Source organism: Halarcobacter sp., from assembly GCF_963675975.1.
Taxonomy (GTDB): Bacteria; Campylobacterota; Campylobacteria; order Campylobacterales; family Arcobacteraceae; genus Halarcobacter.
Genome location: NZ_OY780939.1, coordinates 3,136,336 through 3,160,843, shown reverse-complemented (window position 1 = coordinate 3,160,843; position 24,508 = coordinate 3,136,336). Strand labels below are relative to the sequence as shown.

The following is a 24,508-nucleotide window of genomic DNA, read 5'->3' as shown; positions in this document are numbered from 1 at the left end:
TAAATAAAAGCCCCTAGAGGCTTTTATTTTGATTTTTAATTATTCTGAGAATTTCAGTTTAATTAATGCCCCTGGTCTTGCACAATAAGGAATCATCTTAACCTCAGTGTCAAAACTCCAACCTTTTCCACCTTGCATCTTCTCTGGAGCTGATGCAAAATATAATTGTGGAGCTGCTTTAAATGCATCAGTATGATCTGCTCTTCCATAAACAGCTTCAAATACTTTTGTAGATAATGGGATAACTACTGCTTCACCTTCAGATACAAATGGATGTGTATTTCCATCTTCATCTGTCCAAGATGCTCTAAATGGAATATATCTTTTAGAGTTGTAAACCAAAATTCTTTTTCCATCTTCATCTAGCCATTTAGCTTCTCCACTATCTTTAAATTCATTGTTAGCTTTTGCAACTGCTGCTAATCTTGTAATAAATACAGGTGAAGCAAGAATCTCATAAGGTACTTCCATACCTAATTCTTCAACTAAAGCATCATCAATTTTGTCTAGTGTTTCAACATGATCCACACTTTTATACTCAATTGGATCATCTGTTGTAGTAAACTCAAACAATACAACTCCATCTCCATCAATCACTTTTCCAAATAATGCACCAATAGACATATACTCAATTGTTGTTGCGTAATCATCTAAATGCTCTTTCATAAGTTCTTTGATTCTTTTTGAAACTGCTTCAACTTTTGCTTCACCTTCTAATGATTCAAACTCATTCATCTCATGGGCTAAAATCTCAGCTGTTAAACCAAATCTTGGAAGTTCAATAGTAAGCTCATATACATCTTTTGTATCTCTTCTTAATCTGTCTGCATTTTTTGCTAATGATTTAAGAACAATAGAACCACCTCTTTTAATTTTAAGTTTGGCAGTATTTCCAAGAATACCTTTTGCATTTTTTTTGAAATATTTATCAAAAACATAAGTTCCTGACACCTTAATTTGCATAATCGCTTTTAACATAGTTGTAAGCGTCCATAATTTCATAATATTTACGAAAGTCATTTATTTCTCCTTTTTTTATTTAACAAATAGTTTGTTTTTAAACATTATAGGTCTTAAAAATTCATCAAAACCTTGTAAATATTTACCTTTTGCTGATGCAGTCACTACAACAGTGGTTTTAGATGTTGTTGTAATATCATTGTATAAAATACCATTTGCATCCCAATCACCTAAGTTTTCCCAATCTGCTAAAGTACTTGGAAGGTTTGCGTTCCCATCTGCTGTTGATTTATATGTTTTACCTTCATAGTAAACGATATCATCCGTATCAGCACTTGTATCAAAGGTAGCAGGTTTAACATCCCATGTTAATCCACCATCTAAACTTCTAAGTAAAGTTCCAAGCTTTAAAGCTTCACCATCTGCTAATGTTGGAACAGTTACAGTTCCTACTACAGTTATAGTATTTCCAATAAATACATCACTTTGTCTAATCTTTGTAATATTTGCTACATTTGCACCTGTGTATTGTTTCATGAGTTAAATCCTCCTAATGCTAATACATCATATTTGTCATCTTGACCACCACCATTGTTTGAACCTGCAAAATGCTCACCATCATTTCCAAATGGATTACTTGGTTTAGCAGCTGCTAAAAGTTTTGTAAGTTCTTCAGGATTTGCTTTACCTAAAGCAATTAAAGAATCTTTTTGTTCTTTACTTACTTTGTTAGCTGTAATTGCTGCATCAACTTCAGCTTCCACTTTTTCATCTTTTAGTTTTTGATTTTCATCTTTTAGAGTTTCGTTCTCTTGTTCTAACTCTTCTTGAGTTTTTTTCATCTCTTCAATCTCCTTTGTATTTGATTTGTTGTTTGCTTTGATTTCGCCAAGGTCTTCAAAAAATGGTCTGTTTGTTAAAGCAGCACTATGTAAAGTCCAACCAATATTGTTTCCTGTTTCTTCATCAATAGTATTTGGACTTAATACAGGACTAATATATTTGTACTTTTTTGATTCAATTAACTCTTTACCACTTTCTAACCACTCAACTTTTGCTTGTAGCTTTTCATCTACAACTTCTAGTTCTTTTATCCAACCATAGGCTTCTCCTGTTCCTTGATAAAGTGTTGCATGATCTAAATCAATAACAACATCTAAACTTGAGTTATCAAAGTTAGTTTTGATTTGTTTTAAATCTTCAACAGTTAAATCAAACTCACCATGAATATGACCTTTCCAATGACCTACAACAGCAATAGTGATTGTATTTGTAGATTCATCTTTATTAAATGCTAGTACGGCACCAGCAGCACTACATATAAGTAACTTTTTCAATTTCTTCTCCTTTTTAAATTTCAGCTGTAAATACTTGAGTAAATACTGTTAGATAACCTTTTTGTGTAACTGCATCAAATATCTTTTGTTTTTTACCCCAAGTTATTGGTTCACTATCATCAAAGCTTTTTAGGTTTAAAGCTGTTTTTATATTTTTAAATAAGTCATATAGTTCATAGTGTTTGTTTGATCTATTTGTTTCATTATTTGAATATGAAAGATGAGCTATATATAAATAAAACTCATGATTTTCTTTGAGTCTTCCTTCAGGAGTTGAACCTGTATAATCCACAAAAACTATAGGAACTTTATTTAAGTCTATATTTACTTGTTGAGGATTTGCAAATTCTCCAAAGTATTTTTGAGTATTTATATTTGCATCTTTTAAAGCTTGAATAACACCCTTTTCAAAATTTTGCATCTTTTCTTTAACCTTATAAATTTAATGATAGGTATTTTAGGACTTTAGTAAGTAGTTAATCTAGCGAAGTTTTTCTAGGAAAAATTGCAATGAAAGACTTCTCTTTCTTACTTCGTATCTATTATTTTAAAATTCTGTGTTTTAAAAAAAAGATTATGCAGTTACTGTATTAGTCAAAATAGGAGTTTAATATGCAATTACCTTTATACGCAACTAAAGAGTGGTGGGAAAATAGAGACAAAGCTATAAAAGAAGAATGCAACGGTTGTGGTTCGGATTTGGATTTATCAGGGAAACTTGTACCAAATACACTTTATGGTTTGGATATCTCTAAAAAGTGTTGCTGTCCCCACGACCATGGATATATTCATGGTGTAACTTGGCTTGATAAAATCTTTACTGATGTGATGTTTTTATACAACATGACAGCAGTTGTTTTAAATGCTGGGATGAATAGCAAATGGTACTCAAAAGATAAACTCTTGGTTATTCCTAGACTTTTAAGAGCTACTAAATATTTTATTGCAGTAGTTGAAGCTGGTGACAGATCATTTAAAGATGGTAAAGAGACAGTATCTAATGAAAAAATAATAACTTTTAAAGGAGAGTTTAGATGAAGAAAATAGTTTTAATGCTCATTGCTGGTTTTATTTCTGTATTAATATTTACAGGATGTGCCACTTCTGCAGGGCAATTTCTTTGGGACAATAGAGTTCCTGTTTATAAGGTTGTTGTAAAAGGTGTTGATAGTTATTACACAAAAAAAGAGATTGAAGAAAAAAGGTTGGATAAGATAGCTGAGCTTATTGAATATGCTTACAGTGTGGAGCAATCAACGGGTAAGGTAATAAATGGTGCTATTACAGAATAGCTAAAAACAAGATTTTTTTGATATGTAGGTTTTAGGCATGGAAGTTATAACAGCATTTTTTACAAAGTATATGTGGGTGATTCTTTATGTGAGTATTTTATCTTTTGCAGGTGGAATTACTTCATACATAAGAAAAAGCAAAGCAGGACTTATAGATAGGTTTTCTTTGAGCGAATTTATAGGAGATATGTTTATAGCTGCTTTTGTGGGAGTTGTAACTTATCTTATTTGTAAAGGTGTTGGTTTGAATGAACTTGTGACTGCAGGGGTAATTGGAATAACTTCCCATATGGGTACTAAAGCGATAGTTTTTATAGAAGCTTTTATTCCAAAAGTGGCGAATAAATATTTTAAAATTGAAAAATAAGGAGACAAAAAAATGGCAAATGAAAAGATAGCAAGACTTAGTTCTGCAACAATTAGTTTTTTACCACTTGGTGAAACAGAGGCAATCATCTTAGGATATCAACAAAGTGTAAATCTAGCTAGAAGTTCTGAAAAAAAAGAGCTACTAAGCAACGATGAAAATGTAGAGGAATCTGTAGTTGAAATTGATACTAAAGCTACATATGAGTTTACAACTGAGATTGGAGATTTAAATTTAACAAATCTTGCACTTGCTTTTAAAGGTCTAGTAGAAGAAATTACTTACGAAGCTGGAGATATTTTTCCTACAGGAAAAACTATTAGAGCAAAAGATGAAGCAGCTGCTATTGGTGAGCTAATTTTGGATGATACAGGAACTAAGATCCACATTGCGACTGAAGATATTACAGCAGGTGCTTTTGATGTAGCAAAATGTGCAAATAGAACATATCCTGCAACAGTTAAAAAGCTAAAGCCTGAAGCTAAGAAAAACAACTTTGGGAAAATTATCGTAGATGGTGTGAACTTAGCAACAGATAAAGCACAGATTTTAGTGATTCCTTCTATTAACTTAAGTTTTGATGGAGACTTCGCAATTTCTGGAAGTGATTTTGCAAAAATCTCTTTAAAAGGTAAATGTCTTAAAAAAGACGGTGAAAATCTATTTGAACTATATGATGCATAAAAAATAAAAAAGGGAAAAAATGAAAACAAAATTTACTGTAACTGTACATATTGATGAGAAAGCTTATGAAGTAATTTATTCTTTTGCGACACCTGAGCAAAAAAAAGAACTGGAAGCTTTAGATAAAGCAGACGCTGAAGCAGTTGAAAATTACAAGAAATTGAATGATAAGTTAGAGATGCTTGAAGATAGAAAGTCTACAAACGCAGAGTTGATTCCTCTTTTAGAAGGTCCAGAAAAGTTAGAAGTTTTAAAAGAGCAAAGAATTCTTTTATCTGAAATAGAAAAATTAACTCCTAAGGTACAAAAAGCAGCAGCTGTTGAACTAAATAATAAAGCAGATGAAAAAAGATTTGAATATCTAATTAGTGGAAAAGATAAAGATAAATTACAAGCTGATGCAAAGAAAAACAACTTCCCTATGCAAGTTGTTATGACAGATATTTTAAAAGCACTTGCAGAGTCTAAAGAAAAAAAGTAGCGAAGCTGGTTGCATATGTAGAGAATGCAGAATTTTCTACAATGCAAGATTTTAAGCTAAGTGAAGATGAACAAATAGTTGTAGATATCTTCTATACATCTATGAAAGTAGTACCTACATTTACAGGAATGATCTATGAGGTAGATACAACAGTAGTAGAAAAAACTTGTAAAGAGCTGGACGTGGACTATATGTTTACACTAAAAGCTTGTAAAAGGCTGTTATTAATAGAAAATAAAAAGTTAAATGATAAGTAAGGGTTTGTTGTGGATAAGAATATAAACATAAAGATAACTACTAAAGCAGACAGTAAAGCTATAAATACTGTTGCTGATAGAGTTAAAACTTTAGGTAATAATTCTAGAACTACTGCAAACTCTGTAAGAGGGCTGGATAACTCTGTAGGCTCTTTTGTAAAGAGAAACAACTCCCTAAAAAATACTGCAAAAGAGTTTGATAATATAGGTAACAGTGTTAGAAAAACTGCAAAAGACTTTGATAACTTAGATAACAAAACCAAAACAAGCTCATCTTCAATGGCTGGCTTTTCAAATACAATTTCAAGTGTACAGTCTAAATTAGTAAAATTTGCAGCAGTTGCAGTACCTATTTTAGCAGTTGCAAAAGCAAGTAAAGAACTTTATATACAAGGAATAAATTATAATAAAACAGCCGAAAATCTTTCAAGTGGACTTTCAACTTTAGCTGTTGTTACTTCTGAAAACATTGACAGCACAGGAAAGTATTTATCTATACAAGAAAAGTATGCACTAGCAAATAGAGAAGCTACTAAAAGTATTGAAGAACTTACTAAAATTAATGCTTCTACTCCTCATACTTTAGATCAAACAGTAGAAATTTATAAAGCTATGTATGCATCAATGAAAAATGTAGGTGTATCAAATAAAGAAATGATTGATTTAACTCAAAAATTATCAGTTACAGCAGGAAGTGCTGGAGTTGAGTTTAATCAGTTATTAGCAGGTGTGGATGGACTTGCAACTGGTACTGTAATGTCAAACAGTGAACTAGGAAGATTATTGGGCTCTTTAGGGCTAACAAATGAAACACTAAAAAAATCTTCAAATATATATGAAACTATAAATAGCAAATTAAAGGATGTACAACCATTAGAAACATATGATACTGCTGTTTCTAACTTATCAAATAATTTTAATATTCTTGCTGGAGCTTCTGTGGAACCTTTTTTTGATGATGTAAAAAAAGGTATAAATAGTACAAGTAGTTTACTAGCAAAATTAACTGTACAAGTAAATGAGTTTTACGACAATTTTAAAGATATAGATGAGTTAACAACTATTAATCAGTTAAACAAAAGAGTAATTGATGTTTATAGTCAAATTGAAGAAAAAACAAAATCATTAGAAGAAACTAGCCTTTTTGAAAAAATGTTTGGAAAAGGTGGGGATGGAAAAATAAAAGCTGAAATAAGAGCTCTAAATCTTGAGTTAATAGCTTTAAATAAACAATATGAAAACACAATAACAAAAGAAGAAACTAATAAAAAAAGAATATTAGTTGCTAAAAAAAATGTAAATGAAGTAGATACTTCTGCAGAAATTGCAAAAAAGATAAAACAACAAGAAATCGCATATAATAGCTTTATTCAAACAACAGGAACTGCATACGAAAAGTGGTTAAATTCAACCAATCAAAAAATGGTATCTTTAGCTCAAAGTGGAACTCTAACTGCACAGCAACTACAAACTGCATTTGACTTTATGAAAAACGATTTTAATGGATTAAATTTAGCTGATATTGAAACAGATATTAAACAACAGATTGAAGCTCAAAAAATAGCTATGGAAAATAAAATTCCAGTACAACAAGCTCTACTGCATCTTAAAAATCAAGAGTTATTGATGAGTGGGCAAATAACTGCAAAGCAATATACTGAGAATGAATCAAAGATAAACAATATAAAAGCCTTAACAAAAGAATTAGATAATCTTAAAAGTTTTGAAAATGGTTTTAATTTTGAAATAAATTTTGATGTTGCCGGACTTGACGGAACTGCAAAGTCAATTATGAGTATATCAGATGCATTTTCCCAATTAGGCAAAAACAATAAAACTTGGGAAACATATAATGATGGTTTAACTGCTGCTCAAAAAAATAGTAAAAAGTATGCAAAAGACCAAACTAAGTATTTTAGTAATCAAATTGATGGATATTCTGCTATGGCAGGAGCTGCTGCTGGAATGTTTGAAGAACAATCAACTGGATACAAAGTACTTACTGCTTTACAAGTTGGACTACAAATAGCAAATCAAGCAGTAGCATTAAGTGAAATGTTTAAAGCAGAAGCTTCAACAGTTGCTGCTACAGCTGGAGTTGCAGCTTCTACAGCAAATACAAGTGCAAAAATGACAGAAGCTGGTGCAAATGCTACCGTAGCTGTTACAAACGCTGGAGGTGGAGATCCTTATACAGCTATTGCTAGAGTAGGAGCAATGATTGCATTAATGGCTAGTGTAATGACTATGTTTAATGGTAGTAGTACAGCTGGTGGTGCTAGTGGTGGAGGTAGCATATCTGTTTCTGATATTGCACAAACACAAAGAAAGCAGATGGAAGCAGATTATAAAATCGTTACCGATAGACTAGATAGACAAATATCTCTACTAGAAGCAATTGAAAAAAATGGTAGCGCAGCTCAATTAAAAATTATATCTTCTTATGTGTCTTTCGAGAGAGATTTCAAGTTTGCAATAAACGACATATTCGCAGATTCTAGTGAGCTTGGTGGATTGATGGCTGAATTATTTCAAATGGTACAACCTTTCTATAATCGAGATGAAGATTTTGAGCCTTATGATGGGTTGAATATCGTTAGATACTTAGATGACTATCAGGAGACAGTAAATAATGTGGCTACTCGATTCCCTTATTTTGGTAATCAACTACAAAATTTTATAGATCAGTTCCGAAATGATTTACAAAACGTAGTTAATGAATATGCTGTAACAATTGTTTCTTCTATACAAGAACTATCAGATCAGTCTGAGGATTTACAAGATATGTATGATTCAATAACAGGAAATATGTATTATGAAACTCAAAGACTGGCTGAAGCCTATAAAGAAGTTGATAGATTAAGAGGTAGTTCATCTCTATCTTCATATATTACTCAAAATATTGAAGAGATTGAAAAACTTCGACCAATGTTGACAATGAATGTAAATGATCTTTTTAGAGCTGGAGATTTAGATTTATTAATTGACGAAGCATATAATGCTACTGATGTGTTTTCTCTATTGTTGAGCAACAATGTAGAAGACATGGCAGCACAAATAGAAGTTACAAAAGAGTTAGGACGACTAACTAATCAAACTTTCTCAAATGGCGTTGCAGACGTGATTGATTATATTGAACAAATTGAACTAGTATCTGATGCTATGGCAAATAGTAGAAAAAATACAAAAACATATCAAGATGACCTTAAAACAGATATCCAACTAGCACGTGATTTAGCTTCTGCTATAGATATAACTTATCTTGCAAAAGATATGGAAGAATTAAACTCTTTATTTATTGCTCTTAAAAACTCGACTTATGGTTTAACAGATGCAGGATTAGAACTTTTACAAGCTAATAAATCTCTAATAGAAGATTATACAGACATAATAAAAGAGATAGATAATATTACAAATCCTAAGACTCTAACTTTAGACTCTATTACTGTAAAAGATGCTTCTTTAGATACAGCAGAAGATATCTTAGAACAATTAAAAGAAGCAAAACAAGCTGAGATAGATAGAATAACAGAAGAAAACAATAATAGAAAGACAGAGTTACAAGAAAGACAAAAACAACTACAAGAAGAGCAAAAAACTGCACAAAATCTTGTAAAAGCTTTTGAAAATACAACTAAGTCTTTAAACAGTACTTATAGAGATATAATGGGCTTAACTGAAAATGCAGATAGCTTTACAGTTGCAGAATATAATAGACTTTACAAAGAGATAAAAGATGGTATTGAGAATAAAGCAGATGTATCTTCTTTAACTAGCGATTTTAGTAAATATGCAACTTCTTATGCAGAATACATAAAAACAGACAGTAAAACTGCAGAAGAGTATGAAAGAAGACTTAAAACACTTGCAAATGAAGTAAAAGACTTAGCTGGTAAAAGTGAATCTGCAACATTAAATGATCTAAATAAAAGTTTGGAGTCTTCTACTTTAGTTTTAAACAGTATAGATAGTCAAATAGCTGCTTTAGATGAAAATCTTCAGAGTAGTATAAATAGCGTAAATAGTACATATATACAACAAATGCAACTGTTAAAAAGTGCCTTAGAAAATAGCTTTAAGAATAATACTAGTAGTAAACCAAGTTCTGTAAGTGAAGCTTTTAAAGAAGTTTTAGGACGTACACCAGATGTGAATTCATCAGGGTACAGCTATTGGAAGAATGCTCTATTAAATGATCCAAATATTACTGAAGATAATTTAGCTGTATCTATTGCAAGAGGAGCTAATAACTTTAAAGATATCTCAAAATCTTTGAGCTGGTTAGCTGCTAACAATGTGGAATATGGGAAAAATTTAATTGATAATAGATATGCCGATGGTTCAATAAATAATCGTGAAGCAAATCAGTTATTAGATAATTATGGTATTCCTGATTATGATTTTGATGCACTTTGGGATTTAGATTATCCAACTTTCAAAAGACTAACAGCAAGTAATATAGTTCCTTTCGCAGATGGGGGAGTGGTTCAAGGTGGTCGTGGTGGTGTAATCGGTCATATAGGAGAAAAAGATTACAGCGAACTTATTATTCCTTTAGATGGGCGTGACTTTTTTGGTTTAGAAGAACTAAAAGATTTAATAAGAGGTCAAAATGAGGTAATACAAGACAATATCTCAAGAACAACAATTATAAATACAACTTCTTATATAAAAGAAGAAAAAGCACAAAAAGAAAATGATGTTCTAGAGAAAATTGTTGCAGAGCTTAGAAGACTAAATATTATCTCTTCTAAACATGCGGAAGCTACTAAAAAAGTTCTTAAAACACAAAAACAAAATTTATTAAAAGATTTACAAGAAGGAGCATAAATATGATAGGACATACTCTACAACAAATAACTCCTCTTACTACAAATGTACCTAAAACAGATTATGAAGCATATAATCCAGAAAAAGTATATGCAAAAGCTGAAATATGTACAGTAGAAGAGGATGGAAAAAATTACTATTGCACACTAAATGACATACAAGGGCTTACTCCTAAAGCTAATTTAGAAATCTGGGATAGTGAACCTATGAACTATCTTCGAATGTTTGACTATACAAATTCAGGCAAAACTACAAATCCTGAAAGTATAGAAGTTACTTTTAAAGCTATAAATATAGATGCAATAAGTTTTTTTGGTCTTGTTGCAAAAGAAGTAGAAATTTCTATGATAGATAATGATACAAATGCACAAATATATACAAAAACTTTTGATCTAGTAGAAGATGAGTTAGAAGATTTTGCAGACTATTTGTTTTCAGAGCAAGAACTACAAGAAAAATTGTCTTCAATAATCCCAAGTGAAACTTTGGATAATGTTATTGCAGCAATGACTCAAGAGCAAATAGTAGATAGATTTACTGCTACTCCTCCAATTTATTACGACACTACAGTTACTATAAAAATAAAAAACCCAGGATCTATAGCTGAGTGTGCTTTTTGCACTGTAGGTATGCAAAGAGATTTAGGCTTTACAGTAAGAAATTCTCTATCTCAAAATAAGTCCTCTATAAATATAGATGATAGAGATCGTTTCGGGAATATAAACTTTAAAAATGCACTTGCCTTTAACACCATAACAGCAGAGGTTTACACAGATATGGATTTCAATATTCTAGATAAAAAACTATCTAAAATACAAGGAAAACCTTTCGTGTTTATTCCTGCACGAGGTATCTATGCTACAAATATTTTAGGGATATATACAGAATTAGACACACCTGTAGATCCAGAAGATACTTCTTATACATTAGAAATTAAATCGTTAATAAGGGATTATCAAAATGATTAATCAAATACAAACAGTAATAACAGCTTTATCAACTTTTCCTGATAGACCGAATTATGAAAGTGCAAGAAAATACTCAAAAGCCGTTGCAATATGGCTTAAAGAAAATAAAGAATTGTCAGAAAAATTAGCAATTTTTATTCCAGAACTAAATAATGCAATTGAACAAATAAATAAAAATACATCTAGCATAAATGAAATATCTCTAATACTAAACGGATTAGCAAACTATAAAGGAGATTGGACATCTTTAGATGAGCAAGGTAATGCAAAGGTTTATAGCATTGCTCAGTCTGTTACTCATAACGGTGTAAATTATATCTCTAAAGTAGATAATAATATAGATATGCCACCAAGTGCAAATTGGCAAAGAATTACAATAGATAATACAATCGCTGAAACAACAAGAAGCTTTGAAGAGAATGAAGAGTTTATTATTAACTTTTCTATCCCTCGAGACAATCCTGAAGTAGTAGTAAAAAAAGAAGTTATTGACAAAGGACTTATAAACACAACAATGAATGTCGATGGTAATAATTATAGCTTTAAAGACTATAGCTTAGATACTACATTAACACCAAGTGGAGCAACTGGAAATATAACTTTAACTTTAGAAAGTGGTAATTTTGCAACAGAGCATATCGGAATGATTGTCTCGGGCAATGGCGGAAGTGCTGTAATAACTGCTACAGATGGAAGTGCATCTGTTATTGTAAATTTTACAGACACTACTGCTATAGCAAGTGGAGATTGGAGTTTAAAAGCTTTAAAAAGTAGTTTAATTGGAGTTGAAATAAATCGAACTGATATTTTTGGAAATGGATCGCAAAAAAATATAATAAATATGGAGTATTCTGCTAATAGATTTATTACCTATGCTCTTAGCAATGGCGATATAGTTACATCATATGTGTCCGGAGGTACTTATTTTCTGCAAATTATTGATGCTATATCAGAAGAAATGAAATTTTCAACTAGCTTAGGTACAGGGTATATCCCATGTGCAGTTTTTGAAAACGAAGTAGGTAATATAATATTGCTTGAAAGCACCGCGGCATCACAAATTACAGTTACTAGAACAGTATTTACAAAAGAAGCTGAATTAGTAACTGCTAGAACTTCGATTGCTACTGCTGTATATACTACACGTTCATCATTTAAGGATTTTCACTATGATAAAGAATATAATAAATTTTATTTTTATATAGAGTCATATAACTCATCTTATGTATTTGCAGATAGATTACATTGTTTTAGCGGAGCATCAGGTTATGAAGAACTATACACTGCTGTAGCAATTCCGGCAACAACAAATAAAGGAAATAAAGGAATTACTATAACATCATTGAATAATATTGCATATGTTGCTCTGTGGCAACCTAATTCAGCTGGTACGTCTTATAGTTTAACAATATCAAAAGTTACAAGCACAGGAACGAAAACTGCAAGTACGTTACTATCTGCACAAACAGTGTATAACTCAAATAGTCAATGCATGATACCTTATGGTAATTCTTTGTTGTTATTTAGTGCAACTAATGATGGGCCAGATTCATTGAATTATTATGAAATTAGTACAGATTTAGTACTAACAACACCAAGGACTATTGTTAAAGTATATGCAACTCTTTCATATTCAACATTTAAATATGCGATATTAGACTCACATACAGGATATGTTTATTTAATCTTCCAAAACGGTTATATAGTTTGGGATTATCTAACATCCTCAATAATAGTAGATGAAACATTATTTACAGGAGTTACTACAGCTAGTGTTTTTATTGAAGCAGGTGCATTTCCGAATGGAGATATATTTGCAAGTATTTATGATTCTGGAATACCTAATCATAAAATTGTAAGATTTGACACTGGAACTACATCTTTTACTCCAACAAATAAACATTTAGTGGCAATCGCAGACTCTACAGTAAATACTAATTTTTTTACAAATTTCAATTCTATGACTATATCTGAAACATTAAATGGGCAAGTAACTAATTACTTTTTCTCTTTTGATGAAAAGAATACTTGGTGCATTTTTATTGGGGGAGTGATAAGAAATATAGCAAGAGACAATAATGGAGTTTGGGAATACAATTCAGACATTACCTACGAAAACGAAACTTGGACTAGTGCAAGTGAAAATAAAATGTTTGTAGCTTTAGAAGAGGCTATGAGTATAGTAGCTAATCATATGAGTGGTTCTGAGATAGAAGCTCTAACAGAATACCCAGAGCCTAAAGTAAAATTTAACTTTGGAATGGCTTTATATACAAATAATGTAGATGAGACACCTATTTCAGATGGTCTTGTAAGTATTAACTATGACGCTAATTCAAGGTGGGAAAAAGTTCCAGATGCAGAATATACTTATTCAATGCTAGATTTAGAAAACTTAAGATTTAAAGCTTTAACAGCTAATAATTTAAAGATAAGGATTATGTAGATGAAAAGAACACAATTAGAAATAGCAAAATTAGTAAAACTTCAAGAAGTAAGTAAAAAGTATAAAGATATTCTTAATTCAAAACCAAAAGTCTTTGTTAAGTCACTAAACATCTATGTAGATGGAGGGAGGGAGAATAAAGACGATTTTAAGTCAAAGTGGGAACTGATGCAAGAAAATGAGACCACAACAGTAAAAGATGCAGAGAACGACTTTCATCCAAATATAACAAAAACACAGATGAAAGATATTTGGGCTGCCATAGTAATCAATGGAGAGGCTGTACTAAATGAAAAATGGATTAAAGAGAAGAGTATAAATCAAATTTTTATAGAAAATTATAAAAGTGAAGATGAAGCAATCGCAGCAGTTAAAGCAATAGAAATTTAATAAGCTACAGCCACCTTCCCCAAGTTGACTGCATAAGAATTTTAACTAAAAAATGCATTTTTTCTAAAAAAAGTGACGTTTTTTCACAAAGGATAATTATGCGAAGAACAACATTAAAATCCCCTTTTGGCTGGATTGGTGGAAAGTCTAAACTTTCAAAAGATATTATAGATCTTATTCCAGATGATCATAAGATTTATATTGAAGTATTTGGTGGAGCTGCAAGTGTACTATTTGGAAAAGAAAAAAGTAAGCTTGAGGTCTTAAATGATATTAATTCAGAATTAATAAATTTGCATAGAGCAATAAGAAATAATCCAGAAACTTTATCTTTTTATTTAAACCAAATGTTAGTGGCACGAGAGATTTTTGAAGATATCAGAAAAAGAAGATGGAAGCCTAGAAATAAAATAGAAGCAGCTGCTTTTTATATCTATCAATTGACTCATAGTTTTGGTTCCAAAGCTGAGAGTTTTGCAATGAATGCAAAATCTGGAAGAAAACCAAAAGATTTATATAAATCATATAATAAATGGTCTACACGGTTAAAAGGTGTTACTATTGAAAATAGATCTTTTCAAAAGTTGATACCTCTATATGATAAAGAAGATGCATTCTTTTATCTAGATCCTCCTTATGTTTCAAGTGAACATTGTTATAAAAATACAGGTGGATTTGGAATAAAAGAGCATGAAGAGCTTGCAGAACTATTATCTAACATAAAAGGTAGATTTTTACTCTCTTATAATGATAATGTTGTAGTAAGAGAATTGTATAAAGGGTTTAACATAAGAACTACTAAAGAGATTAATTATACTCTTGGGGCTAATAGGCACAAAGTTGAGAAAAAGGTTAAGGAGGTGTTTATTAGTAATTATTAGGATAAGCCTGAGTAAGGCTTATCTACATTATTCAAAGTTTTCAGGAATTAGATAATTATTATCAAAAAAAACATGAATATCTTTATTTATACTTACAATATTAGCATAATAAATGCTACTAAATACACAATAACCAAATTTACTCAATATACTCAAATCATAATTATATTCATTTGAAGTTGACTCACCTAAAACTTTTGAAAATGAATAAGGATCTTTATATTTACCAAGCATAAAATTTGTATAGAATTTTGCGATAAGAAAAAAGCCTGTATATGAAATTTCTTTACCTGCTTTTAAATAAAATGTTTTTTCTTTTTTTGATAATTGCTGATTTTCTCTTATATATTTATATATATGTACATAAATAGAGATTTTTTCTTGTTCTTCATCATAAATTGAAGCAGACAATATATTATAAAAATCGTTTTCATTAGCTTTGATTAATTCAATCTCATATTTAATTTGTTCTTCGGATACATTACCCTTTAAAAGTTCATTATAAAAGTTTTTTATATTTTCATTTCTTTTTTTTTCAAAGAGTTTAATTCCATTGTTAATTGAATTTTGAATTAATGTAGTTATAGGTTCAATATCCATCAATGTTTTGGTAGTATTTTTTATAATCTCTTCCATGTTTTATCCTTATTTTGCCATAATAAAAAATGATTAATTATAACGAAATAATAAATAAATTAAAAGATATCTTATCAAACGAATTAGGCAACAAAAAAATATTTGATAAAGATGTAGCAAAAGCTTTAGATATAAACTATGATAGTTTTAGAAAAGCAAAAGCTAGAGGCTCAATACCATACTATGAAATCATGAGCTTCTTAGCTAAAAGAAATATCTCAATAAATTGGTTTTTCTTTAATCAACTACCTGAGAGCCTTGTAGAACAAACATCAAACTATATAATACTTAAGTATCAAAGAAGTGTCATAACTTCAGCAGGTGGTGGAGCTATTAACTATCAAGAAGACTTTGAACAATTAATAATAGACAAGAAGCTCTTAGACTATATAAATACAAACTATAAATATACTGATGTGTTAAAAGTTCTTGGTGACAGTATGGAACCAGATATCAAAGATAAAAGTTTAATATTTGTTGATAAAATGTTATCAAGTGTGAAAAATGGAAATATTTATGTAGTAAATACTCCAGATGGTACCTTTATTAAAAAGGTTAATATAGATAATGATAAAGTATATTTAAAATCAAATAACCAAGCTTATGAGACTATTGTATTAAATATTGAAGATATAACTATAGTTGGAAGAGTTTGTGGAGTGTTTAAAAGGATTTAATATTGATGAATGAAAAATATCAAATAACTCATTTAATAAAATTTGGTAAAAAAAAATATATGGAACAGTTGCTTGAAAAAGGAACAATATATATGAATAGACTTTCATATTATAGAGAAAATTCAAATGAAGAAATAGGGGATAGGTTCGAAGGGGCTATTTATAATTGTCCTATATCAAAAACAAAAACTTTTATTAATGAAAAATATTTTAGAAATGATTTAGTAGATGGATCATCTAAGGTGTTAAATTTGAATCAAAATCCTTTTTTATATTGTATGTATGGAAACTTTGTAAAAGAAAAAAAACAATTTAAGAATGTTTTAGAGATAGATGATAAAAATATCAAGTTTGGTGATAGTATTGTAATTATCGATAATCCTCAGGAGTTTATGAATAGGATTTTAAATAGGTGTCCTAAATTAACTTATCATAAAATTAGATATATTAATGAAAATGAATATCTAGGGAAAATGGATTATTTTACTAAATATGAGAAATATAAGCATCAACAAGAATTTAGATTAGCTTATTTAGATGAAGAAAGTGATAAAAAAGATTTTACTTTTGATATAGGTTCAATTAGTGATATTGCAAGTATAGAATATTTTAAATAATTTGCTTTTAAAATGTAAGCGTGTGGAGACCATGAAAAACCTATTTTACAGCGTACTAACATTTCATTAGCAAATTACACACATTTCAAAAGCCGTTTTACAAGTGGATTAATATTGGTTGCAGGACCAACAGGAAGTGGTAAAAGTACAACACTCTATTCTATATTAAATGAATTAAATCAAGAAAATAAAAAAATTATCACTGTAGAAGACCCCGTTGAATACAAAATAAAACATATACAGCAAGTCGAGATTAATGAATCTTTAGGAATAGATTTTAAAACTATACTTAGAAATATACTAAGACAAGACCCTGATATTATTCTTATAGGAGAGATTAGAGATAAAACCTCATTAGATTTAGCTTTACAAGCCTCTTTAACAGGACATTTAGTTTTTGCTTCAATTCATGCAAATGATACTTTGGAGACTATTACAAGATTAAAAGATTTAGAAGCAAATGAATATTTACTCTGTTCATCTTTAAAATATATATATTCACAAAGATTAGTGTTGAAAATTTGTAAAGAGTGTAATAACAAAGGTTGTAAAAAGTGTAACTTTACAGGCTTTTATGGAAGATGTACTATTGCTGAAATATTAAAAGTTGAAAAAGATATATTTTCTTATATTTTAGATAATAAAGATATTGAAACTTATTTAAAAAAAATAGATTTTAAATCAATGCTTGATGATGGAAAAGAAAAAGTAAAAGAGAATATCATAACTTTAGATGAAGTCTATAAGGCAATAAATGTTTAATCAAAAATATAAGATTACTTATCAAGAAGAGGGCGAAATAAAAGTAAAAAATGTTTTAGAAAATGTATTACATAGTGATACTTTACCAAAAAATATAATCTCAATAAAAAAATCAAGTTTTAGTTTTAGTTTAACTTCTAGCATAAGTGAAAAAGATATAAAAAACAGATTATATGAATTAAATCTAATGTTATCCTCAAATATACTTTTAGATGAAGCTTTGAATATTTTAATTAAAAATGAAAAAAAAGAGCTTATGAAAAGTTTTTTAATAGACCTAAAAGAGGTTTTTTGTAGTTTTGGCGATATAAATATATATTTAAAAAAATATAAAATTAATCCATTGGTAAAATCTTTATTTAAAATAATCCAAGAGAGTGGGAATAGTGTATCTAATATAGATTTTTTAAGTTATACAATAAAAGAAAACTATGAGATAAAAAAAGAGTTTTTCAAAACAATGCTTTATCCTATAATATTACTAATTACGTTTATATTAGCTCTTATAGGTATATTCAATTTTGTAGTACCGAATTTTGAATCTATATTGCTAAATTCAAATATAGAATTATCTTTTGCTACTAAAGCTCTTTTTCTATTAAGGGATATTTTTGCTAAAAATATTTTAGAGTTTTTTCTTATCTCTATTTTGCTTGTATATATATTTTATAAAATTTATTCAGAAAACAGAATATTAAGAAAAACAGTTGATAAGATTTTACTTTTTAATAGTTTATATGAAGTGAAACAATTACATCTATTTTTTGTGGTTTTTGAAATTTTATTAAAAAACAATTTTGACTTAATTTATTCCATAAATAAAGCAAAAATTTTAATAAAGAATCAAATTCTTTTAGATAGAATTACTCAAATAGAATATCTATTAAAAAAAGGGAAAAGTGTTAGGTTTTCTTTTGAGTCATCAAAGTTGTTTGATGATGTTATATTAAGTTTAATTGAAACTGGTGAAGTTACAAATACTTTACCTAAAGTAATTGGTGAAATAAAAAATATTTACAAAAAAAGATTTGATGATAATTTAAAAGTTTTTTCACTTTTAATAGAACCACTTTTTTTTATAATCATAATGGCACTTATTTTATGGCTAGTTTTTGCTATATTTGTTCCATTATGGGATATGAACGATATGATTAAGGTTTAATGAGGATAATTAATGAGTACAGAAAAAGATTTTGAAAACTCTGTAAAAAATATATTAGAGTATGTTGGTGAAGATGTTAATAGAGAAGGTCTTGTAAAAACTCCAAGCAGAGTTAGAAAAGCTTTTGAGTTTATGTGTGGTGGTTATAAGCAAGATCCAAAAGAGATTATTAATTCTGCTTTATTTACTAGTTCAAATGATGAAATGGTAGTTATAAAAGATATTGAATTTTATTCAATGTGTGAACATCATATGTTACCAATAATAGGAAAAGCACATATTGCTTATATTCCTGATGGAAAAGTTGTAGGTTTATCTAAAATTCCTAGAGTTGTGGATGTATTTGCTAGAAGATTACAAATTCAAGAGCAAATGACTGAGCAAATTTGTGATGCACTTCATGAAGCTTTAAATCCAAAAGGTGTTGCTGTAATGATTGATGCAAGACATATGTGTATGGAGATGAGAGGTGTTGAAAAAATTTGTTCGACAACTGTAACTTCTGCTCTTAGAGGATTATTTAAAAAAGAGAAAAAAACTAAAGATGAGTTTCTTTCTATAGTAGCTCAATCACTACATAAATAAAATAAAAAATGTTTACTAAATAGTAGAAATAGGTAAGCTTATAGTAAAAACAGCTCCTGTATAGCTTTTACTATTATAAGTAAACATTTTATTATCTACCCAGATTTTACCACCCATATGTTTTGTAATCATCTCTTGTGACATATATAGCCCCATACCTGTACCTACACTTTGATGTTTTGTAGTAAAGTAAGGTTCAAATACTTTGTTCAAAATTTTAGTAGGAATTCCACCAGCTGTGTCTTTTATTTGAATAATTAGATTATATTCATTAGTATATGCTTCTATAAATATAACTCTATTTGTAACTTTGTTTTTATTAAAACTATCTTTTGAATTATTAAAAATATTAAGCATAACTTGTAAAAGAGCATTACTATAGTTATATATTTTAAATTCTTTTATATCTGTATCAAATTTAATAGAATCTTTTTCAAAACTATTTCCTATAATTTGTAAACTTTTATCAAAAATCTCATTTATAGAGAAGTGAGTCTTTTTTTGATCAGGTTTAAAAAAACCTCTAAAGTCTTCAATTGTTTTAGATAAATACTGGGCCGAATTATTAATAATTTCCATTGTATTATCAATATCTTTATATGAAGTTTGCCCTAAATCATTTTGTAGTCTTAATGCAGTTGAAACAGTTGATATTGAAGATAAAGGTTGTCTCCATTGGTGGGAAATATTTTGTAGTATTTCATCCATTGCTGACATTTTTAATTCTTGCATTAAGAGTTTATGCTGTTCTTTTTCTCCAGTTACATCTATAGCTGTTGTAATAAGTGTTTTTTTGTTATTTATAGTTCTAAAAGGAGATGTTTTAAAATTTAAAGTTATTTTATCTCCATTTTTTTTAAGAATCTCAAACTCACCATTATCTTGTGTTTTATTTCTTAAATAAAGTAATTTAATAGATTTCTTTATTAATTTAGTATTACTCCCAAATATTTTAGTTGTAATTTTTTCGATGCTATTTATATCTTCAAGTGTATATTCAGTTAGTTGTTTAAAACTTTTATTTATAAGTAATACTCTACCATCCTCATTAGACACTATAATTGCAATAGGAGTTTTATCAAGTAACTCCTCTAAATTTTCAAGATTTTCTCTATAATTTTTTAATATGAATATAGTAAAAATAAATATTATAGGAGTGGTTAAAGTTAAATATATCCATTCTTTATTTTCTAATAAATTATTTTGAAATTCATTATTTGTAAATAAAAATTCTATAATTGTGTCAAAAGCGATAAAAAAAATAAATGTAAATATAAAATATATTAATGATAAAAAAAATGCAAATTTTTTGTCTTTCAAATTCTAACCTTTAGTTAGAATAATTATATCATTTATTAAGTTAACATAATAATAAATCCATTAATATAGTCTTTTATATATTAATCTATATTTATAAATTTATTTATAAATATAGATTGTATCTGCTTTATTTGTATCTATTTTTAAATCACTCTCTTCTTTTATTTTTTCATTTGAAATGATAAAAAAAGGAAGATTACTTAATCTTGAAAACCTAAGTGGAATTCCTACTCTTTTTTCTAAATGCATTGCTCCTACAAAAACTAAAAGTTTATCTTTAGAAGTTTTAATAACATCTTTTGAGAGTTTTGCAACATTTTGTGCCATATATGTATCCCAAGCTACTTGAACTCTATACATTCTATCTTCACATGGCTCATCACTTTTTTGTTTTAATTTTTTACAGTGTTTCATGTATGGCATAATAAGTTGTCTATGTGCACTTACATTTAAATCTAGAGAGTTATAAAAACTTTTTTCTTCTTTACTCATTTTATCAAACTCTTTTAAAGAGATTTTTTTTCTGCTTTCTTTAGTAAGATTAATTCCATACAATCTTCCACCATTTGCTTTAACTGTTTCATATAGTGGTTCAACATATTCCCATTTGTATCTTGTAAACTTATCCCAATGTCGTCTCTCTTTTAACCTTATTCCATCTAATTTCCCATCTGTATAATCCTTAAGTATCTTATTGTGCTGAGGAGTAAACCATTCATTTGCAAGATTTAGATTATAACCTTCTTGATCAAGTTCTTTTAGAAGTTTTTCAAAAAAATTATGAGTCTTTTTATTGTTATGGTGATCTCCAACAAAAATAATTGGATAATTCTTAATTTCATTTACTAACTCTTTTATATCAACATATTTAGCTTGTTTTAATGAATATATTGCTTCTTTTTTTTCTAAATCATATGTTAGGGTAGGGCTTAGATTTTGATTTGTACAACCTACAAATGAGAAGATTATAAAAATAAAAAATAGTAAAACTCTTAACATTATATTTCCTTTCTTTTGTGTAACTATTGTAAGGTTATCTTACAATAGTTTTTGCTTAAAACTTATAACGTAATCCTATATAAGCAACTCTTCTTTTTAGATAATATGGGTCATTATTATCAAATTCTTCATCTGTAATATTATCTACACCTAGTTTAAGAGATAAATTTTTTGTTATCTCTTTACTAATTTGAGCATTATAGATTGTATACCCAGATGCTTTATTTGTATTTTCTGCATCACTGTATTGTTCCCCGGTGTAATTTGCACTTATATAAGATGATACTCCCCATCCAAATTCAGAACTAAGACCTATATTGAAGGTATGTTCAGGTTTATATGTTAAATCTTTAGATATTTGTTTGTTTTCTGTTTTTATATATGTATAATTTACATTTAAAGTATGGTTACTGTTGATATCATAATCAACACCTAATTCAAAACCTTTTGTTCCAACTTTATCTACATTTACATATCTAACATTACCATTTGATCCCTCAGTATTAATCATATCTTCAACATCTGTTTTAAAAATTGCTGATTTAAAAGTTAAGTTTTCTCCATAAAACTCATATGCCAATTCATAACTTTTAGAAGTTTCTGCTTTTAAGTCATCATTACCATATGGAGCCATGTGTGAACCTGTACCAAAACCATCTGAACCTTTTGTTACTGACGGAGCTTTAAAGCCTTCTCCATAACTAGCTTTTAATCTTTGATATTCATCTATTTTATATACAAAACCAAAAGTGGGAGAAAATTCACTTCCATATTTTTTATTATCATCATATCTCCCTCCAAAAGAAAGTGTAAAATCTCCTAACTCTATTTCATCTTGAATATAATATGCATTTGCTCTTGCGTCAAATGCATATTGTGTTAATCCTGTTTGGCGGATTCTATCATAAGAATTTTTTGAAGTTTCTGCACCAAGTATTATATAATTATTTTCAATCATAGAAATTTTTGCCTCACCTTTCAATGAGTCACTTTCTAGTTTGTGTGTATATTTTGCAAACATACTATCAGCTTTTGCATCTTGATTTGATTTTGAGTAATCTATATTGAAAGAGATATCCTTAAAAAACTTTTCATAACCAAAACTATATATGTCTCTATCTAAGTCATATGTTATTGTGTCATCAAAATCTTTTCTTTGTTCTTCACCTTTTATATAAGTTGCATATACAGCTTGAGTATTATCGATCTCATATTTTAATTTTGCAATTCCATCTTTAGTTTCTATGCCTTCAATAAAGGTTGCCTTGTTTGTTGGAGTACCAAAAGCAGTTGTACCAACACCTCCTGTTGCATCTCTTTCATTTTTACTAGCCCCTATAAATATATTAAGCTTATCTGAAATATTTGCCCCAATACTTATATTTGTTTTTTGTTCATCACCTCCATTCTCAGCAGATGAAAAACCTTTTTGAAGATTAATTTCTCCATATAATTTTTTATTATTTTTTTTTGTAATAATATTAATTACACCACCAATAGCTTGAGAGCCATAAATAGAACTTTTAGGACCTTTCATTACTTCAATTCTTTCTATCATATCAATAGGTACCCAAGAATATTGAAAATCACTATGACCAATATAATCATCAGTCGGAGCTATTTTTTTGCCATCGACTAAAATAAGAGAGTAAGTTGTATCTAATCCTCTTATTGAAATGCTTTCTCTTCCTCCCATCATAGCGCCAGCTGCAGATTTTATTACGCCAGGAGTTTTAATCAACACATCTTTGATGTTTGTGGCATTTGTTTTTTTGATATCTTCTTCTGTTATTATGGTAATAATTTCAGATAAATCTTTAACTGACTTTTCTGATTTTGCGGTTACTGTTACATTATTTAATTCTTCTAAAGCTAATAAATTAGAGTTGATTATAACTAATGTAGATATTGTAAACATACTTATTTTATGCATGTGTATTCCTTTAATTATGTGCGTATTTAAAATATATTATATATTAAATAATAATGAATATCAATATTAGATTTTATAAATTGGAATATTTTTTTCATAAATTGGAATATTAAAGTAAATACTACAAACCTAAAGAGGTTTGTATATTTATGAAGTGGTTATTAGTATATCTTTTTGTAATTTTTTTGAGTATACAAACTCACTTTCAACTGCAAAGATATCAAATATATTATCATGGTTTAAAGTCTCTTTTGTTTCACCAAAATATTTTATCTCTCCGTTTTTCATCATTACAATTTCATCGGAGTAAAGATAGGCTTGGTTAATATCATGAAGTATTGAACATACTCCTATTTTCAAATCCTTTTGTAACTCTTTTGTTAAATCTAAAATCTTATATTGGTAATATATATCCAAGTTTAAAGTTGGCTCATCCAAGAAGAGAAATTTCTCTTTCTCATTACTTGCATAGAGTTGTACAACAACCCTTGCAAACTGTATTTTCTGTCTCTCTCCACCTGAGAGTCCTTGATAATCTTTATCTTTAAGAGGTTCAAGATTTAACTTATCTACTATATAGCTTATTATCTCTTTTTTCTCTTTTGAACTTAGCATGTAGGCATATAAGCCCATCTCTACAATCTCTATAGCCTTGAAGCTATATGGGAAAAAGAAAGATTGATTTAAAACTGACCTTTTTAGTGCAAGCTCTTTATCACTATATTTATTTATTGAGATATCATTTAAATAGACTCCTCCTTTTTGAATATCAAGATTTCTATTTATGCTTTTGATTAGTGTTGATTTCCCACATCCATTGGGACCTACTATTGATAAAAAACTATTTGGTTTTATAACAAGATTTATATCTTTTAATATATCTCTTTTTTGAATTGAAAAACTTAAATTTTCTATTTTATACAC

The 24,508-nt window shown here is 28.7% G+C and carries 25 protein-coding genes; 16 read left to right on the top strand and 9 right to left on the bottom strand.

What is annotated here, in order from left to right; all coding sequences use genetic code 11:
- Positions 1 to 39 precede the first annotated feature (39 nt).
- Genes ACKU3H_RS15660 through ACKU3H_RS15645 form a run of 4 tightly spaced genes read right to left on the bottom strand, consistent with a single transcriptional unit; the run spans position 40 to position 2,718 of the window.
- A complete protein-coding gene (locus ACKU3H_RS15660) occupies positions 40 to 1,020 on the bottom strand; it encodes a major capsid protein (protein WP_320034802.1) in 981 nt (326 codons plus the stop codon).
- 15 nt (positions 1,021 to 1,035) lie between these two features.
- Positions 1,036 to 1,497 (bottom strand): hypothetical protein, encoded by a 462-nt coding sequence (locus ACKU3H_RS15655; protein WP_320034801.1) that lies wholly within the window; start codon positions 1,495 to 1,497, stop codon positions 1,036 to 1,038.
- The gene (locus tag ACKU3H_RS15650) at positions 1,494 to 2,297 is read right to left on the bottom strand and encodes a phage protease (RefSeq protein ID WP_320034800.1); all 804 of its coding nucleotides are present in this window, start codon (positions 2,295 to 2,297) and stop codon (positions 1,494 to 1,496) included. The genes ACKU3H_RS15655 and ACKU3H_RS15650 overlap by 4 nt, the downstream gene beginning before the upstream one ends.
- A gap of 13 nt (positions 2,298 to 2,310) precedes the next feature.
- Entirely contained in the window at positions 2,311 to 2,718 is a 408-nt protein-coding gene (locus tag ACKU3H_RS15645; protein WP_320034799.1) for a hypothetical protein, read from the bottom strand.
- Positions 2,719 to 2,909: 191 nt separating this feature from the next.
- Between ACKU3H_RS15645 and ACKU3H_RS15640 the strand changes: the two genes are divergently transcribed.
- The 11 genes from ACKU3H_RS15640 to ACKU3H_RS15590 all read left to right on the top strand — a co-directional run bounded on the left by ACKU3H_RS15640 (position 2,910) and on the right by ACKU3H_RS15590 (position 14,893).
- Positions 2,910 to 3,335 carry a hypothetical protein gene (locus ACKU3H_RS15640; RefSeq protein WP_320034798.1) on the top strand — a complete coding sequence of 142 codons (426 nt, stop codon included), beginning with the start codon at positions 2,910 to 2,912 and terminating at the stop codon, positions 3,333 to 3,335.
- On the top strand, positions 3,332 to 3,589 hold the full coding sequence (locus ACKU3H_RS15635) for a hypothetical protein (RefSeq protein WP_320034797.1): 258 nt from the start codon (positions 3,332 to 3,334) through the stop codon (positions 3,587 to 3,589). The genes ACKU3H_RS15640 and ACKU3H_RS15635 overlap by 4 nt, the downstream gene beginning before the upstream one ends.
- Positions 3,590 to 3,626: 37 nt before the next feature.
- Positions 3,627 to 3,956, top strand: a complete 330-nt coding sequence (locus ACKU3H_RS15630) for a phage holin family protein (RefSeq protein ID WP_320034796.1) — start codon at positions 3,627 to 3,629, stop codon at positions 3,954 to 3,956.
- Between the two features lie 12 nt (positions 3,957 to 3,968).
- Positions 3,969 to 4,640: a hypothetical protein gene (locus tag ACKU3H_RS15625; protein ID WP_320034795.1), complete on the top strand. Its 672-nt coding sequence runs from the start codon at positions 3,969 to 3,971 to the stop codon at positions 4,638 to 4,640.
- A gap of 19 nt (positions 4,641 to 4,659) precedes the next feature.
- The gene (locus ACKU3H_RS15620; RefSeq protein WP_320034794.1) at positions 4,660 to 5,121 is read left to right on the top strand and encodes a hypothetical protein; all 462 of its coding nucleotides are present in this window, start codon (positions 4,660 to 4,662) and stop codon (positions 5,119 to 5,121) included.
- A gap of 41 nt (positions 5,122 to 5,162) precedes the next feature.
- The gene (locus ACKU3H_RS15615) at positions 5,163 to 5,378 is read left to right on the top strand and encodes a hypothetical protein (protein ID WP_320034793.1); all 216 of its coding nucleotides are present in this window, start codon (positions 5,163 to 5,165) and stop codon (positions 5,376 to 5,378) included.
- Positions 5,379 to 5,387: 9 nt separating this feature from the next.
- Entirely contained in the window at positions 5,388 to 10,208 is a 4,821-nt protein-coding gene (locus tag ACKU3H_RS15610; RefSeq protein WP_320034792.1) for a hypothetical protein, read from the top strand.
- A gap of 2 nt (positions 10,209 to 10,210) precedes the next feature.
- Entirely contained in the window at positions 10,211 to 11,176 is a 966-nt protein-coding gene (locus tag ACKU3H_RS15605) for a hypothetical protein (RefSeq protein WP_320034791.1), read from the top strand.
- Positions 11,169 to 13,622, top strand: coding sequence for a hypothetical protein (locus ACKU3H_RS15600; RefSeq protein WP_320034790.1), 2,454 nt, complete (start codon positions 11,169 to 11,171; stop codon positions 13,620 to 13,622). The genes ACKU3H_RS15605 and ACKU3H_RS15600 overlap by 8 nt, the downstream gene beginning before the upstream one ends.
- Positions 13,623 to 14,012 carry a hypothetical protein gene (locus tag ACKU3H_RS15595; RefSeq protein ID WP_320034789.1) on the top strand — a complete coding sequence of 130 codons (390 nt, stop codon included), beginning with the start codon at positions 13,623 to 13,625 and terminating at the stop codon, positions 14,010 to 14,012. It abuts the gene before it with no gap.
- 98 nt (positions 14,013 to 14,110) lie between these two features.
- Entirely contained in the window at positions 14,111 to 14,893 is a 783-nt protein-coding gene (locus tag ACKU3H_RS15590; RefSeq protein ID WP_320034788.1) for a DNA adenine methylase, read from the top strand.
- 27 nt (positions 14,894 to 14,920) lie between these two features.
- On the opposite strand, the gene ACKU3H_RS15585 is transcribed toward ACKU3H_RS15590, so the two are convergent.
- Positions 14,921 to 15,529 carry a hypothetical protein gene (locus ACKU3H_RS15585; RefSeq protein WP_320034787.1) on the bottom strand — a complete coding sequence of 203 codons (609 nt, stop codon included), beginning with the start codon at positions 15,527 to 15,529 and terminating at the stop codon, positions 14,921 to 14,923.
- A gap of 29 nt (positions 15,530 to 15,558) precedes the next feature.
- Here ACKU3H_RS15585 and ACKU3H_RS15580 point away from each other — a divergent pair, with 29 nt between their 5' ends.
- The 5 genes from ACKU3H_RS15580 (at position 15,559) to folE (ending at position 19,332) form a co-directional block, all read left to right on the top strand.
- Positions 15,559 to 16,206: a S24 family peptidase gene (locus tag ACKU3H_RS15580; protein WP_320034786.1), complete on the top strand. Its 648-nt coding sequence runs from the start codon at positions 15,559 to 15,561 to the stop codon at positions 16,204 to 16,206.
- Between the two features lie 5 nt (positions 16,207 to 16,211).
- A complete protein-coding gene (locus ACKU3H_RS15575; protein ID WP_320034785.1) occupies positions 16,212 to 16,823 on the top strand; it encodes a hypothetical protein in 612 nt (203 codons plus the stop codon).
- A gap of 114 nt (positions 16,824 to 16,937) precedes the next feature.
- Complete coding sequence (locus ACKU3H_RS15570; protein ID WP_320034784.1) at positions 16,938 to 17,585, top strand: ATPase, T2SS/T4P/T4SS family; 648 nt, start codon at positions 16,938 to 16,940, stop codon at positions 17,583 to 17,585.
- Positions 17,578 to 18,747, top strand: coding sequence for a type II secretion system F family protein (locus ACKU3H_RS15565; RefSeq protein ID WP_320034783.1), 1,170 nt, complete (start codon positions 17,578 to 17,580; stop codon positions 18,745 to 18,747). The genes ACKU3H_RS15570 and ACKU3H_RS15565 overlap by 8 nt, the downstream gene beginning before the upstream one ends.
- A 12-nt stretch (positions 18,748 to 18,759) precedes the next feature.
- Positions 18,760 to 19,332 carry a GTP cyclohydrolase I FolE gene (gene folE / locus ACKU3H_RS15560; protein ID WP_320034782.1) on the top strand — a complete coding sequence of 191 codons (573 nt, stop codon included), beginning with the start codon at positions 18,760 to 18,762 and terminating at the stop codon, positions 19,330 to 19,332.
- A gap of 15 nt (positions 19,333 to 19,347) precedes the next feature.
- Here folE and ACKU3H_RS15555 read toward each other — a convergent pair whose 3' ends face one another.
- The 4 genes from ACKU3H_RS15555 to ACKU3H_RS15540 all read right to left on the bottom strand — a co-directional run bounded on the left by ACKU3H_RS15555 (position 19,348) and on the right by ACKU3H_RS15540 (position 24,508).
- Positions 19,348 to 20,652 (bottom strand): PAS domain-containing sensor histidine kinase, encoded by a 1,305-nt coding sequence (locus ACKU3H_RS15555; RefSeq protein ID WP_320034781.1) that lies wholly within the window; start codon positions 20,650 to 20,652, stop codon positions 19,348 to 19,350.
- A 99-nt stretch (positions 20,653 to 20,751) separates the two neighbouring features.
- Positions 20,752 to 21,651 (bottom strand): ChaN family lipoprotein, encoded by a 900-nt coding sequence (locus tag ACKU3H_RS15550; protein WP_320034780.1) that lies wholly within the window; start codon positions 21,649 to 21,651, stop codon positions 20,752 to 20,754.
- Between the two features lie 55 nt (positions 21,652 to 21,706).
- Positions 21,707 to 23,584, bottom strand: coding sequence for a TonB-dependent receptor (locus tag ACKU3H_RS15545; protein ID WP_320034779.1), 1,878 nt, complete (start codon positions 23,582 to 23,584; stop codon positions 21,707 to 21,709).
- 147 nt (positions 23,585 to 23,731) lie between these two features.
- Positions 23,732 to 24,508, bottom strand: coding sequence for an ABC transporter ATP-binding protein (locus tag ACKU3H_RS15540; RefSeq protein ID WP_320034778.1), 777 nt, complete (start codon positions 24,506 to 24,508; stop codon positions 23,732 to 23,734).